Below are 14,248 nucleotides of genomic sequence, written 5' to 3'. Positions count from 1 at the left end.
CCGCCCTTTTCCAGATCATGATGAACCGATCAGCCGCGAGCGCGGGCGCGGATCATGAATGTATCGAAGGCGTATTCGGCCACTTGGAACCACAGGTACTCTTCGTTCCGGAATGCACGGATCGAGTCGATGACCTTCTTGAAGTCGGCGTTCTTGGCCGAGACTTCGTCATAGACTTCGTTGCTCGCCTTGTAGGCTGCTTCCAAGATCTCCTGGGAGAACGGACGCAGCTGCGTGCCGGAGCCGAGCAGGCGGCGAAGAGCGGCCGGGTTGCGGGCGTCGTACTTGGCCAGCATGTCGTTGTTGGCGTAGCCGGCGGCTGCGGTCAGGATGGCCTGATACGATTTCGGGAGTTCTTTCCACTTCGCATTATTGATGAAAAGATGGATGGACGGGCCCCCTTCCCAGAAGCCGGGATAATAGTAATACGGCGCGACTTTCGAGAAGCCGAGCTTCTCGTCGTCGTAGGGACCGACCCACTCGGCGGCGTCGATGGTGCCGCGCTCGAGCGACGGATAAATGTCGCCGCCAGGAATCTGCTGCGGCACTGCGCCGAGCTTGGAGAGGACCATGCCGGCGATGCCGGCGATGCGCATCTTCAGGCCCTTCAGGTCTTCGACGGTCTTGATTTCCTTACGGAACCAGCCGCCCATCTGCACGCCCGTGTTACCGGCGGGCATGCCGTAGAGGTTATGCTTGGCATAGAACTCGTTCAGCATGTCATTGCCGCCGCCGTGATAGAGCCAGGCATTCATCTGGCGGGCGTTGAGGCCGAAGGGGGCAGCGGTGCCCAGCGCGAAGGTCGGGTCCTTGCCGAAATAATAGTAGGAGCAGGTGTGGCCCATCTCGATAGTGCCGTTGCCGACCGCATCGGCCACCTGCGGCGTGCCGACGATTTCGCCGGCGGCGAAGGGCTGGATGGTGAACTTGCCGTCCGTGGCCTCGGACACGTATTTCGCGATCACCTCGGCAGCGCCATAGATGGTATCGAGCGATTTCGGGAAGCCGGATTGCAGGCGCCACTTCAGTTCAGGCATCGACTGGGCAATGGCGGGCGCGGCGACGGCCGTGGAAGCGGCACCGACTGTTGCAGCCTGTAAAAACTGACGACGTTTCATAAAATTGTTTCCTCTCTGGGTCGTGACTTTGTCACTTGGGCTTATTGACACTAAAACCGGCCCTGCTCGCAAGGCGCTTCGCGACATTATCGACCAAAGATCTATGGAGCTTGGGAGATTTTCTTAAAGGTGCTCAGGGAAGAGGCACATCAATCGTGCATACGACACCCGAGGGTTCGTAGACGATCTGCACCACCCCGCTCAGCTCCCGGGCGAGGCCGTCCTGAATCAGCCGCGAGCCGAACCCCTTTCGCGTGGGCGCTGCGACCGGCGGCCCGCCCCGCTCCTCCCAGCGGAGGATAAGCCGCTGGCCGGTGGAGCAGGTCATCGTTTTCCAGGAAATGAGAACCTGTCCGGCAGGCACGCTCAATGCCCCATACTTCAGGGCATTCGTACTGAGCTCGTGCAAAGCCATGGACAGGCTGAGGGCCATGGGCGGCGCAATACGAAGTTCCGGACCATCGGTCTCGATCCTCTTGGCCTCCTCGGGATCCCCACGATAGGGGGCGCAGGCTTGAGCGATCAGATCGGTGAGGTTCGCGCTCTCCCAGTTCTCGCGGGTGAGCACGTCGTGGCCGCGCGCCAAGGCGAAGAGGCGCGCCTCGAACGCGCTGCGAGCCGCCGTCAGCTCCTCCTTGTGCCGGAAGCTGGGGCGATGGAAGCTCTGGGCGGCCAGGGACTGCACGGTGGCGAGAGTGTTCTTCACCCGGTGGTTCAACTCGTTGATCAGCAGGCGCAGATGCTCTTCCGCGCGTTTGTGATCGGTGATGTCGAGCTGGAGGCCATCCCAAACATAATAGCCGTTGGGCATCTGGCGGGGCGTGATCGTCACCCGGTGCCAGCGGACTTCGCCGGTTTTGGCATGCACGATCTCGAATTCGAAGGTGAACGCCTTGCGCTCCCGGTAGCAGGCATATTCCTCCGCGAGCATTCGTTCGCGATACTGCGGCAGGACGAGATTGTAGAGGAGGGCGGGGCTGGCCTGCACATCCTCAGCCGGAACTCCGGTTAGTTGCTCGCAGGTCTTGGAGAGATAGATCAGCTTGCGGTCCTGATACTCGCAGGTATCGCTCAGTTGGTAGACCATGCAGCCTGGCACATTGTCGGCAAGTGAGCTGAGCCGTGCTTCGCTCTCGCGCAGCTCTTCCTCCGCGCGGCGGCGCTCCGTCCAGTCGCGGAAGCTGATGCCGAGGCCTTCGTTATAAGGGAAGACGTGTAGCTCCAGAAAGCGCCCGGCGACACCGACGGCCTCCGCCTCGAAGGAAGCGGAGCGCCCTGAAGCGAAGACTTCCTCGTACTGGCGGCGCAGGCCCGTTCCTTCCGAGCCCGGGAATATCTCCCAGATATTGCGGCCAAGCATCTCTTCCCGGGGAAGGCCGAAATAAGTCTCCGCTGCCTTGTTGATGTAGGTGAAGCACCAATCCTGACTGAGTGAATAGAATGCGTCGCCGATGCCTTCGAGGAGCGTCGAGAGCCGGGTCTCGACCTTCGCTTCCACGGATTGTGTCAGGGCCTGCTGCAAAGCCTCCTCAATCGGCGCGGGTCCACTTCCGGACTTGGCCGGAACGACCAGATCGGGTGCGATCGCGAGCGCTGAGCGGGACATCATCATGGATGGCAATATAATCATGTTGCAAAACTAGTGCAATTGCGGGCTTTCCCTAATGGGCGCTAAGTTTTTTGGGAAGCGGAGAAGGTCTAACGGAGGCGTATTGCAGGATGGCTCTTGCCTCCAGGCCTTATCCTTTCGGCTCGCTGTAAACTTCAGCAGCGCAGACGAGCATGAACATGGCGATGACGCCGGCCAATTCTGCAATGTTCGTAGCAATGGACGGATTGTCGCTCACGTAGAAAAGCGCGCCCGTGGCGAGCGCGATAATGGTAGCCCAAGTGATCATGGGCCGTCTCCCGGCATGTGTTTGTGCGGATCTATAACGCCAAGGTAGCGGGAAAGTTCCTAAGGTCTCCTGAAAATCAGTAGAAAAATATTCACATTGCGATCTCTTTGGACGTGAGGGCGTTACCCCGACGCTGTGAGGGGGAGAGCGCCCATGCCGCGCGTCGCCAGCCGGATTGTGGAGAGGCTTCCATGCCCGCCCGAGGCATTGCTGGAAGAGGCGCGCAAATCGCCGAAGGATCCCGCATCCCATGCCGCCTTTTTCGATCGTATCGCGGCCTTCGGCATGGTCGAGATGGAAAGCAGCCCGGAGCAGCGGTCTTCGACCGGAGCATTGCGTCTCGCGTCCTTCAATGCGGAGCGGCTGACGGTTCCGGATGCGGTCTCGTCTCTGCTGATGCGAGAGGGAATCGATGTCGCGCTTCTCTGCGAGGCCGATAGCGGTATGGCCCGTTCGGGTAACATCCATACAATACGTGCGCTGAGCGCAGCGCTCGGCATGGGCTATGCCTTCGGGGCCGAGTTCGTGGAGCTCGACTTGGGCGATGCGGGGGAGATGCGGCGGCACCAGGGGCGGCGGAATGCCTGTAGCCTTCACGGCAATGCCATCGTCAGCCGATTCCGGATCGAGGAGGCGCATCTCATCCGGCTTGAAACCGGTGGTTTATGGTTTGGAGGAATCGACGGCGCGCAGCATCGAGTCGGCGGACGAATCGCACTCGCTGCGCGGATCGCCGCGCCGCATCCCCTGTGGGTGGTCAGCACCCATTTGGAAAGCAAGACGGATTCCCTGGATCGGCAAAGGCAGGTGAGAACGCTTCTGCAGGTTCTGAAAGAGCTTGCCGGAGATGCGGCCTGCATCATCGGAGGAGATTTCAACACGAAGGACCTGCCGAGAGGGGAAGGGGACCGGCAGCGGGCGACCGATATGCCGGAGGTCAGCGAGCCGCTCTTCAACGATCTGCGGGAGGCCGGCTTCGGGTGGCAGGGTTCGAACACGGCTCAAGCCACCCAGCGGAATGGGCCGTGGAAGACGCATGAGCAGCCCTTTGGAAAGCTCGACTGGATTTTCGTGCGTGGGGTCAAGGTCACGAACCCTACGACTGTTTCGGCCGTCGATGAGAACGGCAAGGCTCTCTCCGACCATGACATGCCAAAAGTGGATGTATCGCTTTGAGGAGTGGCGCATGCGCGCCTCATTAAAGATCAAATGGCAACGTTCCTGAATAACCTACATGAATGGGTAGGTATAGAGGAGCGGATGTTTCAATGTTAAGCTGTATTTGAAAGAGAATATTGCATAGCAATAACTCGGAAATACTATTGCGAGGTGACGGAAGTTGCTCGTTTATTGCTAAAATGTTCCGATTATGATCGCCAATATGCGCTATCTTATTCGTGTGAATTTCCATTATTGGGAACCTATGGAGAACTCTGAAAAGGCCTGAGTGGGGCAGCTCCATGAGGATCGGCGCGCAAGGAATTTCGGGCGCCAGTAACATTGTTCGAAATCGCGCTTGACAGCGCAACGCTGATAGAGTACAAAACAAGAACGCTGACGAAGTGTGAATGAAGCCCCGCCCGGCATTCATTCGAACAATACCTCCACCGCTCAAGTGCCGCTTGAGCGGTTTTTTTATTGAGGTGCCCATGTTTCCCAGGATCGAAATCCCTGACGAGAAGCGGGAGCAGGCCTATCTCTATTACACCGGCCATCCCAAGCTCGGCTTGAAGGATATCGAAGCCTATCTCGGCGTCGGCGCGAGCACCTTTGTTCGCTTGAGACAGCGCTGGGGTTGGCTGCCACGCCATGCCGCGCTCGCTCAGAACGAGTTGAGCAAGGCCTCGAACGATTCAGTCGAGGCCCTTGCCGGAAGCGCGGCAGCCGCGACGTCCCTACGGGAAGCGGCGCGGTCTCTGGCCCGGGCCACACGAACACAGATCAACGCTCTCATGGACAAGCAACGCAGCGAAGGCATGGAGGATCACGACAAGATAGCCCGGACGCTGGCCTCTTATGCCAAGACGTTGTCGACCGCGCGTGCACTCCTGGAGCAGGAAGGTGCAAGGCTCGATGAAACCGAGCAGCAAGATGAAAACCCCCGCAGCCTCCACGAGCTCCGCGACGAGCTTGCTCGCCATCTTGAGCGGGTTATCGCGGAAGAGGAAGCTCGAGGAAGCGACGGCCTCCTTATCTAAGAAGGAACTGGAACAGCTTATTCGCTATTGGCCCATCCAATGCCGCGTCGAGCAGCGGATGCCGGGTCTCAGCCGCCGCCATGACCCCTGGTCCCTCTGGCTCGTGCTCGGCGGGCGAGGGGCGGGCAAGACCCGCACGGGCTCCGAATGGGTGCGTGGCATCGCTTTGGGCGAACCCGGTTTCGCGAACGAGCCGCATCGGCGCATCGCATTGATCGGCGAAACCTTCTCCGATGCGCGCAACGTGATGGTGGAGGGCCCCGCCGGAATCCTGGCGGTGCATGAGCGCGGCGAACGCCCCACCTGGTCGCCGTCCCTGCGCAAGCTCGAATGGCGAAACGGCGCGGTGGCGCATGTGTTCTCGGCGGAAGATCCCGACTCCCTGCGCGGTCCTCAATTCGAGGCCGCCTGGGCGGACGAACTCGCGAAATGGAAGCACGTGAATGAAACCTGGGACATGCTGCAATTCGGACTGCGCCTCGGACGCCATCCGCGCCAGATGGTAACGACGACGCCACGTCCGATCCCGCTGCTCAAGCGCTTCCTCGCGGACCCGTCGGTCGCGGTTTCGCGCGCAAAGACATCCGACAACGCCGCCAATCTGGCGCCAGCCTTTCTGGAGACGGTCGTCGGACGCTATGCCGGCACGCGTCTGGGACGGCAGGAGCTCGATGGCGACATCATCGAGGATCGTCCCGATGCGCTCTGGACGCGCGACATGATAGAAGCTTGCCGAACGGATTTGGCGCCGCCTCTGATGCGCATCGTCGTCGCCGTCGATCCGCCCGCCAGTTCATCGAAGCGGGCCGATGCCTGCGGCATCGTTGCTGCTGGTATCGACGACGGCGGCACGGCCTATGTGCTGGAGGATGCGACGGCGTCAGGCTTGAAGCCGCCGGAATGGGCGGCGAAGGCCGTCGCGCTATATCGCCGCCTGCAGGCGGATGCACTGATCGTGGAGACGAACCAGGGCGGCGAGATGGCGACCGGCGTGATCCGCGAGGTCGATCCGTCCGTGCCGGTCGCGAGCGTGCGCGCCACGCGCGGAAAATATCTGCGCGCCGAGCCGGTTTCGGTTCTCTATGCGCAGGGCCGCGTGCGCCATGTGAGCGCGCTGCCCGACCTCGAAGACGAGCTCTGCGACTTCGGCCCCGGCGGTCTTACCTCCGGGCGTTCGCCCGACCGCATGGATGCGCTCGTCTGGGCGCTTACCGAACTGATGCTGCGGGACCGAAAAGAGCCGCGCGTGCGGATGCTATAGCCTTCCGGCACGGCGGTTTTCGTTTCACAACGGCGTCTATACGATCTAGACTTCGCGCGTCGTACCCAGTGCAGCGCTGGCCTGATGCCAGTCACTCCTTCATCAAGGAGGCCCACCATGTATGCACGACTGACGACGTTCCGCGTGAAGCCTGACAAGTTTGAAGACATGCGTCGGTGGCGCGAGGCCAACGAAGCCAGGATCTATGCCCAACCCAACCTTCGGGAGTGGATTGGGATGATGGACGACAAGGGTGAGTTTTTCGTCGTCGCTCTCTTCGACGATGAAAAGAAGGCCAAGGATGCCATGCCCCATGTCCGCACCTTGTGGAGCGACATAGCACCCATGATCGAGGGTGAGCCGACACTCAGATTTCTCGAGGTCGTCGGCGCCAAGAATGCCGCCCTGAGCGGTGTCGTTGCAGCCTGATAAGGCCGGGACGGGAAACATTGGTCGCGCCAGCCGAACTGGGGAACCAGCTCGACTGGCGCGTGAATGTCGCCGGATGGCCCGCAACATCTCAAGATTACGCCGCGCTCGATGAAGGTCCAATGACGATCGATCGCGGATTGCACGCTTCTTCGGCATGCCACGAGGAAATCCTCGGCATGTGACCAGGAAGCGTGCGCTTTTCTCCGGCTGCTTTTCTGTGGCCTTTAATCACTCGCCATCGCTTAGAGCATCGTGCGCAAAAGTGGCCCCGATTTTGCGCACGATGTTCTGATCCGATGCTGTAGGCAGGAGCCTTTCATGCTGACCAAGTTGACCCGTTGGTTTCAGGCGCCGCCTGAAGCCAAGGCTTCGCGCGCGCATTCGGCGGTCGCGTTCTATTTCGACGGACGCGCCGTTTGGACGCCGCGCGACTACGGCGCTCTGGCCCGCGAGGGATTTCAGAAGAACGCCATCGTGCATCGCGCCGTGCGGCTGGTTGCGGAAGCCGCCGCCTCCCTGCCTCTGACCTTGAGGCAGGAGGGGCGGGATCTCTCCGCGCATCCGCTGCTGTCGCTGCTGAGCCGCCCCAACCCACGAGAAGGCGGGCAGCGTTTTCTCGAGAGCGTCTATGGACATCTGATGGTGTCCGGCAACGCCTATGTGGAGGCCGTCGGCATCGATGGCGCGCCCGCCGAACTGCACGCCCTGCGGCCCGACCGCATGCGCGTGGTGCCAGGTGCCGACGGATGGCCGGCCGCGTATGAATATGCGGTTGGTAGTGAGGTGGTGCGTTTCGCGATGGGGCAGGGCGAAATGATGCCACCGATCCTGCATCTCACCCTGTTTCATCCGGCGGATGATCATTACGGCCTGTCGCCCATGGAAGCGGCCGCGACCGCGCTCGACATCCACAACGCGGCGGGCGCCTGGAACAAGGCGCTGCTCGACAACGCGGCGCGTCCTTCCGGCGCTCTCGTCGTCGGCGGCACGGCGCTCACCGATGCGCAGTTCAGCCGGCTGAAGGAGGAGTTGGAGACCAACTACCAGGGAGCGACCAATGCGGGCCGCCCGCTGCTCCTCGAAGGCGGCCTCGACTGGAAGCCGCTCTCGCTGTCGCCGAAGGAAATGGATTTCGTGGAGGCCAAAGCCGCCGCCGCGCGCGAGATCGCGCTCGCTTTCGGCGTGCCGCCGCTGCTGCTGGGACTTCCCGGCGACAGCACTCACGCCAATTACGCGGAAGCCAACCGTGCCTTCTATCGCCAGACCATCATCCCGCTGGTGAAGCGCACGACGGAAGCCCTCGCGCAATGGCTCGCCCCCGGCTTCGGCGATGCACTGCAGCTGGAGCCCGACCTCGACTCCATCGAAGCGCTGGCCGATGAGCGCGAAAGCTTGTGGCGACGCGTGTCGGCAGCGCCGTTCCTGAGCGATAACGAAAAGCGCGAGGCGGTGGGGTATGGACTCAAAAGTCGTTAAAGTGAGAGCGCCATCGAAGGCATGATAACCTATGCGTAAGTTCTTTTACTTGGTCAACTCATTGATTAACGCTGACCTCGTAAGCTAGCCGCTTAATTTCTGCTGTAATCAATGTTAGAGCAGTGTCGGCTAAACCTAAAAGCGACAAGGCTTGGTCAAGAGTCAGTTGAGCTTCTGGATGGATAATTGGATTTCTGAAAAGCTGTCTGATCTGATCGATTACATAAATTATTTTGGGATCAGGCGACCCATACTTCTGCATCAGAGTTAGATAGGAATTCCAGTTCCGCGCTGTCTTCTTAGGTTCTTTGCCGGCTACGACGAGCTTATAGTAACGGCGTAAAACACCTTCGATAGCCCTGAACAAGTGGAAAGCAGCGGCTGTAGGTGCTTCGAGGGCTAAACAGCGCGTTGCCTGTTGCAGATCATATCGCTCTTCATCGATAAGAGCGTTCCTAACGTCTTCTGAGAAATGTCGAGTTCCATCCATAACGAACATGCGCACGCTATAGGCGCGCTTTGGCAAAAGATAGAAGACAGGCAAGACGGTTAGTTCTTGTTGTAGGATTGTACTCAAGCGAGTCGCAGTTTCATAAATCCTTTCTTTAGCATCTAAGATTGCTTTCAAACGAGCGTCGGCATCAAGTTCAAGTATACGGTGTATTTCTTGAAAAAGATGAATGATAATCGGTCTGCTAGTGTCAAGTTGAATTGGGAGCTGCTGTCGTTCTTCTACGAGCCACCAGAGATGAAATCTTGCATGCGTTAATATTTCGACGGCAGAGGACGGATCGTCTAACTTTTCAGCTTTTAGCGCGTCTAACGCGACTCCAAGTCTTGTGAACCAACCTAAGTCAATCTGCTGCATAAGTATCTCTGAACGTTAAATTCATGGGTACTTAGCATGCGCATGTAGCAAAGCTCTGCAAGTAGCATTGTCTATTTTTGGAACAAACAATGAACATTGCCGATAAGATCGCCGAGGCTGTGATCAGCCGGGGCGATCTGGCTCACCTCGCCCTGTTCGTCTGGGCGAGTGGGGCATCCGCATTGCTCGCCATGACTCTTCGCGACCTTTTCGCGGCCAACCGCCGCTTCGATGAATTCGTGCGCGAGCTGTCCCTCTTCAACCGCCGTCACACGGGAGATCCCTTATGACCAGAACCACGCTCCGTCCCGTTCGAAAGCCGAAGGCTGCGCGCAATGGACAGAGTCGCGCCGCGTTGGTGTTCCGCGACTTCGTCCGCCAGCTCGAGAAGCTCGACGGCAAGCCCGCGAAAAGCATTCGCGGAGCCGAGCGATGAAGCACGTTCCCGTTACGCAGGAAATGAAGTTTCTCGCCGAGCCTTTGAACGCCGTCGATGTGGACGGCGTGTTCGAGGGCTATGCAAGCCTGTTCGGCGTCACTGACCTCGGCAAGGATGTGGTCATGCCGGGCGCTTTCGCGGAGACGCTGAGAAAGCGCGATGTGGGCGCCGTGCGGCTGCTCTGGCAGCACGATCCCGGCACTCCCATCGGGCGCTGGCTCTCCATCGAGGAGGACCGGCGCGGACTTCGCGTGCGCGGCAAGCTCAATCTTGCGGTGGAACGGGCACGGGATATCCACGCGCTGATGCGTGAAGGCGCGGTCGATGGCCTCTCCATCGGCTTCCGGGTCGAACGGGCTCGGGCCGAGCGGCCCACGGGCCTCCGGAGGCTGGAAAAGCTCGATCTATGGGAGATCTCGGTCGTCACCTTTCCCATGCTGCCGGGCGCTCGCGTCGAGACCGTGAAGCAGGTGCCGCAGAGCCTGGCATCCTCCATTCGCGCCACCGCTACTCGATTATTTTCCTGAACTATGGCGAGCGAAGAGCGTTACATGCAAGCCCGCCGGGAAGCGGACGCCGCGGGCAAGTCCCGTGATGCCGTCCGCTATCTCGGGAGGTTTTCCATGAAGAAGATCGCTTTCGTCGCCCTTCTCGGCCTCGCGGCCGCGGCCTGCACCACGACCGAGGAACGTGTCGGCGGTGCGGCTGTGGGCGCAGGCGTCGGCGCTGTTGCAGGACCGCCCGGCGCGATTGTCGGCGGCGCCGTCGGGGCCGTCACCGGACCCTCCGTCGCCCGGACTACGAGGCGTGCCGTTCGATAAAAGGCACCCCTCGCTCTCAACCGAAGCCCGTCGCGAGACGGGCTTTTTCTTTGACCTGAACCGATTGATGAACATGATTCCTGTTGTTGAAACCAAATCGATTTCCGACGACGTCTCTTCCGCCTTTGACGATTTCGCCCGCGCCTTCGAGGCGTTCAAGGACACCAACGACACGCGCCTGTCCGAGATCGAGACGCGCCTGTCGAGCGATGTGGTGACGGAAGAAAAGCTCACCCGCATCGACACCGCCCTCGACGATGCCAAGCGCCGCCTCGACCGCTTGGCCCTCGACCGCTCGCGTCCGCCGCTGGGCCGGAGCGATGGCCAGCGCGACCCTGCGCAAAATGAGCACAAGACGGCGTTCAACGCCTATATGCGCTCCGGCGAGGCCACGGGCCTGAAGCGGCTCGAAGAGAAAGCGCTCTCGGCGGGCTCCGGCCCGGACGGCGGTTATCTCGTGCCCGAGATCGTCGAGACGGAGGTGCTGCGCCGCCTCTCCGCAATTTCGCCGATCCGCGCCATCTCGTCGGTGCGCGTCATCTCCGGCGGCCAGTACAAGCGCGCCTTCTCGACCTCGGGTCCGGCTACCGGCTGGGTCGGCGAGACGGCGGCCCGTCCGCAGACGGCGGGCTCGACGCTCTCCGAGATGAGCTTCCCCGCCATGGAGCTCTATGCGATGCCGGCCGCTACGCAGACGCTTCTCGATGATGCGGTGGTCGATATCGACCGCTGGATCGCGGAGGAGGTCGAGGCCGCCTTCGCCGAGCAGGAAAGCGCCGCCTTCGTCAATGGCGACGGCGTCAACAAGCCCAAGGGCTTCCTCGCTTCCGACGTGGTGAAGGACGATACCTGGAGCTGGGGCAAGCTCGGCGCGGTCCATACGGGCGGCGCGGCCTTCCCGTCGTCCAACCCGTCCGACGTGCTGGTGGAACTCGCCTACTTCCTGAAGGCGGGTTATCGCCAGAACGCGTCCTTCGTGATGAACCGCAAGACGCAGAGCGCGATCCGCAAGTTCAAGGACACGAACGGCCAGTATCTCTGGTCGCCGCCCGCAAGCCTCGGCCAGTCGGCGACCCTCATGGGCTTCCCCGTCGTGGAGGCCGAGGACATGCCGGACATCGCCGCCGGCTCCTGCGCCGTCGCCTTCGGCGATTTCAAGCGCGGTTATCTCGTGGTGGATCGGGCCGGCATGCGCGTGCTGCGCGATCCCTATTCCGCGAAGCCCTATGTGCTGTTCTACACCACCAAACGCGTGGGCGGCGGTGTGCAGGACTACGCGGCGATCAAGCTGCTGAAGTTCGCGGCGTAACGGGACCAGTGTCATCCCCTCCGCTGCGCTCCGGCCGGGAATGACGCCTTTTCAAGTCATGGCCGGGCTTGTCCCGGCCATCCCGATCCGAAGAGCGAAGTATTTCAGACAATCGGGATCACCGGCACAAGGCCGGTGATGACTTGAGAGAGGGTGTCAAAGTCATCGGTCACGATGAGAGACAGCAAAGTGCAAACGGCGTCTATCGCGCCGTCCACTCGCCCTGCATGGTGTTGAGACTGTTCACGGCCTGCCTGATCCAGCGGAGATGCTCGACGATGGGCGTCACGGCTGTCAGGCCTCCGCAGGCGCTCGGCTGGCTGGAGCGCATCGCGCCGCTCGACCAGCTGACGATTCCGTAGAGGAGATAGGTGTCGCGCGTCGCGGCGAGGATCGGCCCGCCGGAATCGCCCCGGCAGGCGCCGGCACCGCTGGTTTCCGCCAGCCGCTCGCGGTCCACCACGATCAGCACGCGGTTGGCGACCTCGATGGGACCGAGCGATACCAGATTGGCCTGGCGCAGGGTGCGCGCGGTTCCTTTGCGCCGCTCAGTCAGAACGCCATAGCCGGCGATGGTGACTTCGTCCCCAACCCCGATCCTACCGGCAAGGGTAGGATTGAGCGGCAGGAAGTCGGCACCGAGAGGCGTCTCCAGCCTCAGGATCGCCAGATCGACACCCGGCTGAGTGCGAGGCGTAGTGCCTGCCACGAAGCTGGGATGCACCGCCATCGCGGCGACCTTGAGACGCTGCGGCTTGAAGGTCCGGTTCACCACACTCACCCGGTACGAGGCCTTCTCGATGACGCAGTGAGCGGCGGTGAGAACGAGATCTTGGGCGATCAGGGCGCCTGAGCACAGCTCACCGACCGAGTTCTCGATGGACACGACGGAACGCCGAAGTCCGTCCGGATCCCGCGATGTGGCGCCGAGCAGGACGGCCTGGGCGGAACCTGCCCATAAGCTGAAGGCGGCGAGGGCGAGGAATGGCAGTGCGCGCATCTGGGATATCGGGGAGGGAGGAATCGTTACGTAAGGGAATATCTCGAATCATAGGATAGTTCCGCTTACGCTTCATTTTCCAGCGTTAGTTTTCCGTCCATGACGCCTTGCGGTTCCAGCCTTTGAGCGTGCGGTCGATCCATTCCCGTTGTGCTCCAACGAGAATGCCCTGTGTCACGCCTCCGCAGCCTCGTCCCTGGGCAGGCGAGGACCAGCTTGTGATGGCTGCAACCGCATTGCCCACGGCCATGGGACCGCCGGAATCGCCCTGGCAGGCACCCATGCTGCCCAATCCCTTCGACCAGAGCAGGATCTTGCTCGGGCCATAGGGCTCGGTGACGGTCAGGGGCGCGGTGCGGAAGGTGCCCGTGGTCTTGGCATCGTCCTCTCGCGAGAGGCCATAGCCGCCGACGATGATTGTGGAATCCTTGCCGGGCTTCCCGGTGGCCAGCGTCGTGCTCTCGAAGCGCCGGGGCAGGTTTTCCGGAATGCGCATGAGGGCAAGGTCGATGGAGCGCTGGCGTGTCTCGATGGCCTTCGCGTTGTAGCCCGGATGCACCGCCTTCGCGGCTGGCACGATCAAGACAGGTTCGCCGCTCTCGTCGCGGAAATGAACCCGGTGCTCGTCCGCGCCGGTCACGCAATGGGCCGCGGTCAACACCACGTCGCGGGCCAGCACCACGGCGGTGCAGACGCCGCCATTCGAACTCAACACCATCACGCTCTGACGGGCGAGGGGGCCCTGGTCCTCCGTGCCGCCGACGATGGCCTGCGCCGCATTCGCCCAGAGCGACGTGGCGAGGAGGAGCGTGATCACACGATTCATCATGGAAGGATTCCTGTTGCGATGATTCCGATATTCATCGAAGGCCCCGCCGTCGAGCCCATATCGCTCTCTGAAATGAAAGAATATCTCCGTCTCGACGACGATGCACAGGATGAGCTGGTGGCGGGCCTCATCAAGGCCGCCCGGCTGATGGTCGAGGCCGCGTCCCGACGCATCCTCATCGAGCAGCGCTGGCGCGTGGTGCTCGACCGCTGGCCCAAGGGCGGCAGGGTCATGCTGCCGATCTCGCCCGTCATGGCGGTGGACGCCATCGCGGTCCTCGATGCTTCGGAGGCTGAGACCGAGCTTTCGGAGGCTTCTTACGAGTTCGATGGGGCGGGCGATCCGCCCTCCATCGTTGTCACCGATGCACCGGCACCCGGAAAGGCCAGGAATGGCATCTCCATCGCGCTGCGGGCCGGTCACGGTTCTGCGCCCGATGCGGTTCCGGCGACGTTGAAGCTCGCGATCAAGATTCTTGTCGCCCATTGGTTCGAGAACCGGGGTGATGTGGTGGGTGAGCAGATCATGCCGCCCGAGGCGATGGCGCTGGTCGCGCCGTTTCAGCGCGCCCGCCTTTGACTTACACCCACTGCTGTCAT

The 14,248-nt window shown here is 61.4% G+C and carries 17 protein-coding genes; 11 read left to right on the top strand and 6 right to left on the bottom strand.

Translation table 11 applies throughout. The features are described 5' to 3' along the window. Nucleotides 1-29 precede the first annotated feature (29 nt). The 3 genes from AB4Y85_RS15210 to AB4Y85_RS15200 form a co-directional block, all read right to left on the bottom strand. On the bottom strand, nt 30-1,118 hold the full coding sequence (locus AB4Y85_RS15210; RefSeq protein WP_441985750.1) for a TRAP transporter substrate-binding protein: 1,089 nt from the start codon (nt 1,116-1,118) through the stop codon (nt 30-32). A gap of 133 nt (nt 1,119-1,251) precedes the next feature. Next, a complete protein-coding gene (locus AB4Y85_RS15205) occupies nt 1,252-2,730 on the bottom strand; it encodes a PAS domain-containing sensor histidine kinase (protein WP_441985749.1) in 1,479 nt (492 codons plus the stop codon). 127 nt (nt 2,731-2,857) lie between these two features. Continuing rightward, nucleotides 2,858-3,016 (bottom strand): hypothetical protein, encoded by a 159-nt coding sequence (locus AB4Y85_RS15200; protein ID WP_441985748.1) that lies wholly within the window; start codon nt 3,014-3,016, stop codon nt 2,858-2,860. Between the two features lie 153 nt (nt 3,017-3,169). Here AB4Y85_RS15200 and AB4Y85_RS15195 point away from each other — a divergent pair, with 153 nt between their 5' ends. The 5 genes from AB4Y85_RS15195 (at nt 3,170) to AB4Y85_RS15175 (ending at nt 8,383) form a co-directional block, all read left to right on the top strand. Further along, nucleotides 3,170-4,192, top strand: coding sequence for an endonuclease/exonuclease/phosphatase family protein (locus tag AB4Y85_RS15195; RefSeq protein ID WP_441985747.1), 1,023 nt, complete (start codon nt 3,170-3,172; stop codon nt 4,190-4,192). 473 nt (nt 4,193-4,665) lie between these two features. Next, the gene (locus tag AB4Y85_RS15190) at nt 4,666-5,214 is read left to right on the top strand and encodes a hypothetical protein (RefSeq protein ID WP_441985746.1); all 549 of its coding nucleotides are present in this window, start codon (nt 4,666-4,668) and stop codon (nt 5,212-5,214) included. 58 nt (nt 5,215-5,272) lie between these two features. Then, a complete protein-coding gene (locus AB4Y85_RS15185) occupies nt 5,273-6,475 on the top strand; it encodes a DNA-packaging protein (RefSeq protein ID WP_441985745.1) in 1,203 nt (400 codons plus the stop codon). 117 nt (nt 6,476-6,592) lie between these two features. Continuing rightward, the gene (locus AB4Y85_RS15180) at nt 6,593-6,904 is read left to right on the top strand and encodes a putative quinol monooxygenase (RefSeq protein ID WP_441985744.1); all 312 of its coding nucleotides are present in this window, start codon (nt 6,593-6,595) and stop codon (nt 6,902-6,904) included. A 321-nt stretch (nt 6,905-7,225) separates the two neighbouring features. Then, a complete protein-coding gene (locus AB4Y85_RS15175; RefSeq protein ID WP_441985743.1) occupies nt 7,226-8,383 on the top strand; it encodes a phage portal protein in 1,158 nt (385 codons plus the stop codon). 58 nt (nt 8,384-8,441) lie between these two features. On the opposite strand, the gene AB4Y85_RS15170 is transcribed toward AB4Y85_RS15175, so the two are convergent. Next, a complete protein-coding gene (locus AB4Y85_RS15170; protein WP_441985742.1) occupies nt 8,442-9,251 on the bottom strand; it encodes a hypothetical protein in 810 nt (269 codons plus the stop codon). A gap of 89 nt (nt 9,252-9,340) precedes the next feature. Here AB4Y85_RS15170 and AB4Y85_RS15165 point away from each other — a divergent pair, with 89 nt between their 5' ends. The 5 genes from AB4Y85_RS15165 to AB4Y85_RS15145 all read left to right on the top strand — a co-directional run bounded on the left by AB4Y85_RS15165 (nt 9,341) and on the right by AB4Y85_RS15145 (nt 11,820). Further along, nucleotides 9,341-9,541 carry a hypothetical protein gene (locus AB4Y85_RS15165; protein WP_441985741.1) on the top strand — a complete coding sequence of 67 codons (201 nt, stop codon included), beginning with the start codon at nt 9,341-9,343 and terminating at the stop codon, nt 9,539-9,541. Continuing rightward, on the top strand, nt 9,538-9,687 hold the full coding sequence (locus AB4Y85_RS15160; protein WP_441985740.1) for a hypothetical protein: 150 nt from the start codon (nt 9,538-9,540) through the stop codon (nt 9,685-9,687). Before AB4Y85_RS15165 ends, AB4Y85_RS15160 begins: the two co-directional genes overlap by 4 nt. Further along, on the top strand, nt 9,684-10,217 hold the full coding sequence (locus tag AB4Y85_RS15155) for an HK97 family phage prohead protease (protein WP_441985739.1): 534 nt from the start codon (nt 9,684-9,686) through the stop codon (nt 10,215-10,217). The genes AB4Y85_RS15160 and AB4Y85_RS15155 overlap by 4 nt, the downstream gene beginning before the upstream one ends. Nucleotides 10,218-10,313: 96 nt before the next feature. Continuing rightward, on the top strand, nt 10,314-10,511 hold the full coding sequence (locus tag AB4Y85_RS15150; RefSeq protein ID WP_441985738.1) for a hypothetical protein: 198 nt from the start codon (nt 10,314-10,316) through the stop codon (nt 10,509-10,511). A 73-nt stretch (nt 10,512-10,584) separates the two neighbouring features. Next, the gene (locus AB4Y85_RS15145; protein ID WP_441985788.1) at nt 10,585-11,820 is read left to right on the top strand and encodes a phage major capsid protein; all 1,236 of its coding nucleotides are present in this window, start codon (nt 10,585-10,587) and stop codon (nt 11,818-11,820) included. A gap of 202 nt (nt 11,821-12,022) precedes the next feature. Here AB4Y85_RS15145 and AB4Y85_RS15140 read toward each other — a convergent pair whose 3' ends face one another. Together AB4Y85_RS15140 and AB4Y85_RS15135 are read right to left on the bottom strand one after the other, a co-directional pair. Next, nucleotides 12,023-12,820 carry a S1 family peptidase gene (locus AB4Y85_RS15140; RefSeq protein WP_441985737.1) on the bottom strand — a complete coding sequence of 266 codons (798 nt, stop codon included), beginning with the start codon at nt 12,818-12,820 and terminating at the stop codon, nt 12,023-12,025. 85 nt (nt 12,821-12,905) lie between these two features. Beyond that, complete coding sequence (locus AB4Y85_RS15135; RefSeq protein ID WP_441985736.1) at nt 12,906-13,649, bottom strand: S1 family peptidase; 744 nt, start codon at nt 13,647-13,649, stop codon at nt 12,906-12,908. An 18-nt stretch (nt 13,650-13,667) separates the two neighbouring features. Here AB4Y85_RS15135 and AB4Y85_RS15130 point away from each other — a divergent pair, with 18 nt between their 5' ends. Further along, complete coding sequence (locus AB4Y85_RS15130) at nt 13,668-14,228, top strand: head-tail connector protein (protein WP_441985735.1); 561 nt, start codon at nt 13,668-13,670, stop codon at nt 14,226-14,228. The last annotated feature ends 20 nt before the right edge of the window (nt 14,229-14,248 follow it).

The sequence above is a fragment of the Microvirga sp. 2YAF29 genome, from assembly GCF_052114605.1.
Classification (GTDB): Bacteria; Pseudomonadota; Alphaproteobacteria; order Rhizobiales; family Beijerinckiaceae; genus Microvirga.
The sequence above is the reverse complement of the archived record's forward strand: the minus strand, read 5'-3'. Positions and strand labels throughout refer to the sequence as shown.

Bases quoted from the DNA above. Each gene is read 5' to 3' on its own strand.
- AB4Y85_RS15190 (WP_441985746.1), top strand. From the start codon at position 4,666: ATGTTTCCCAGGATCGAAATCCCTGACGAGAAGCGGGAGCAGGCCTAT.
- AB4Y85_RS15180 (WP_441985744.1), top strand. From the start codon at position 6,593: ATGTATGCACGACTGACGACGTTCCGCGTGAAGCCTGACAAGTTTGAA.
- AB4Y85_RS15150 (WP_441985738.1), top strand. From the start codon at position 10,314: ATGAAGAAGATCGCTTTCGTCGCCCTTCTCGGCCTCGCGGCCGCGGCC.
- AB4Y85_RS15200 (WP_441985748.1), bottom strand. From the start codon at position 3,016: ATGATCACTTGGGCTACCATTATCGCGCTCGCCACGGGCGCGCTTTTC.
- AB4Y85_RS15155 (WP_441985739.1), top strand. From the start codon at position 9,684: ATGAAGCACGTTCCCGTTACGCAGGAAATGAAGTTTCTCGCCGAGCCT.
- AB4Y85_RS15195 (WP_441985747.1), top strand. From the start codon at position 3,170: ATGCCGCGCGTCGCCAGCCGGATTGTGGAGAGGCTTCCATGCCCGCCC.
- AB4Y85_RS15140 (WP_441985737.1), bottom strand. From the start codon at position 12,820: ATGCGCGCACTGCCATTCCTCGCCCTCGCCGCCTTCAGCTTATGGGCA.
- AB4Y85_RS15175 (WP_441985743.1), top strand. From the start codon at position 7,226: ATGCTGACCAAGTTGACCCGTTGGTTTCAGGCGCCGCCTGAAGCCAAG.
- AB4Y85_RS15145 (WP_441985788.1), top strand. From the start codon at position 10,585: ATGATTCCTGTTGTTGAAACCAAATCGATTTCCGACGACGTCTCTTCC.
- AB4Y85_RS15170 (WP_441985742.1), bottom strand. From the start codon at position 9,251: ATGCAGCAGATTGACTTAGGTTGGTTCACAAGACTTGGAGTCGCGTTA.
- AB4Y85_RS15165 (WP_441985741.1), top strand. From the start codon at position 9,341: ATGAACATTGCCGATAAGATCGCCGAGGCTGTGATCAGCCGGGGCGAT.
- AB4Y85_RS15205 (WP_441985749.1), bottom strand. From the start codon at position 2,730: ATGATGATGTCCCGCTCAGCGCTCGCGATCGCACCCGATCTGGTCGTT.
- AB4Y85_RS15160 (WP_441985740.1), top strand. From the start codon at position 9,538: ATGACCAGAACCACGCTCCGTCCCGTTCGAAAGCCGAAGGCTGCGCGC.
- AB4Y85_RS15135 (WP_441985736.1), bottom strand. From the start codon at position 13,649: ATGATGAATCGTGTGATCACGCTCCTCCTCGCCACGTCGCTCTGGGCG.
- AB4Y85_RS15210 (WP_441985750.1), bottom strand. From the start codon at position 1,118: ATGAAACGTCGTCAGTTTTTACAGGCTGCAACAGTCGGTGCCGCTTCC.
- AB4Y85_RS15185 (WP_441985745.1), top strand. From the start codon at position 5,273: ATGCCGGGTCTCAGCCGCCGCCATGACCCCTGGTCCCTCTGGCTCGTG.
- AB4Y85_RS15130 (WP_441985735.1), top strand. From the start codon at position 13,668: ATGATTCCGATATTCATCGAAGGCCCCGCCGTCGAGCCCATATCGCTC.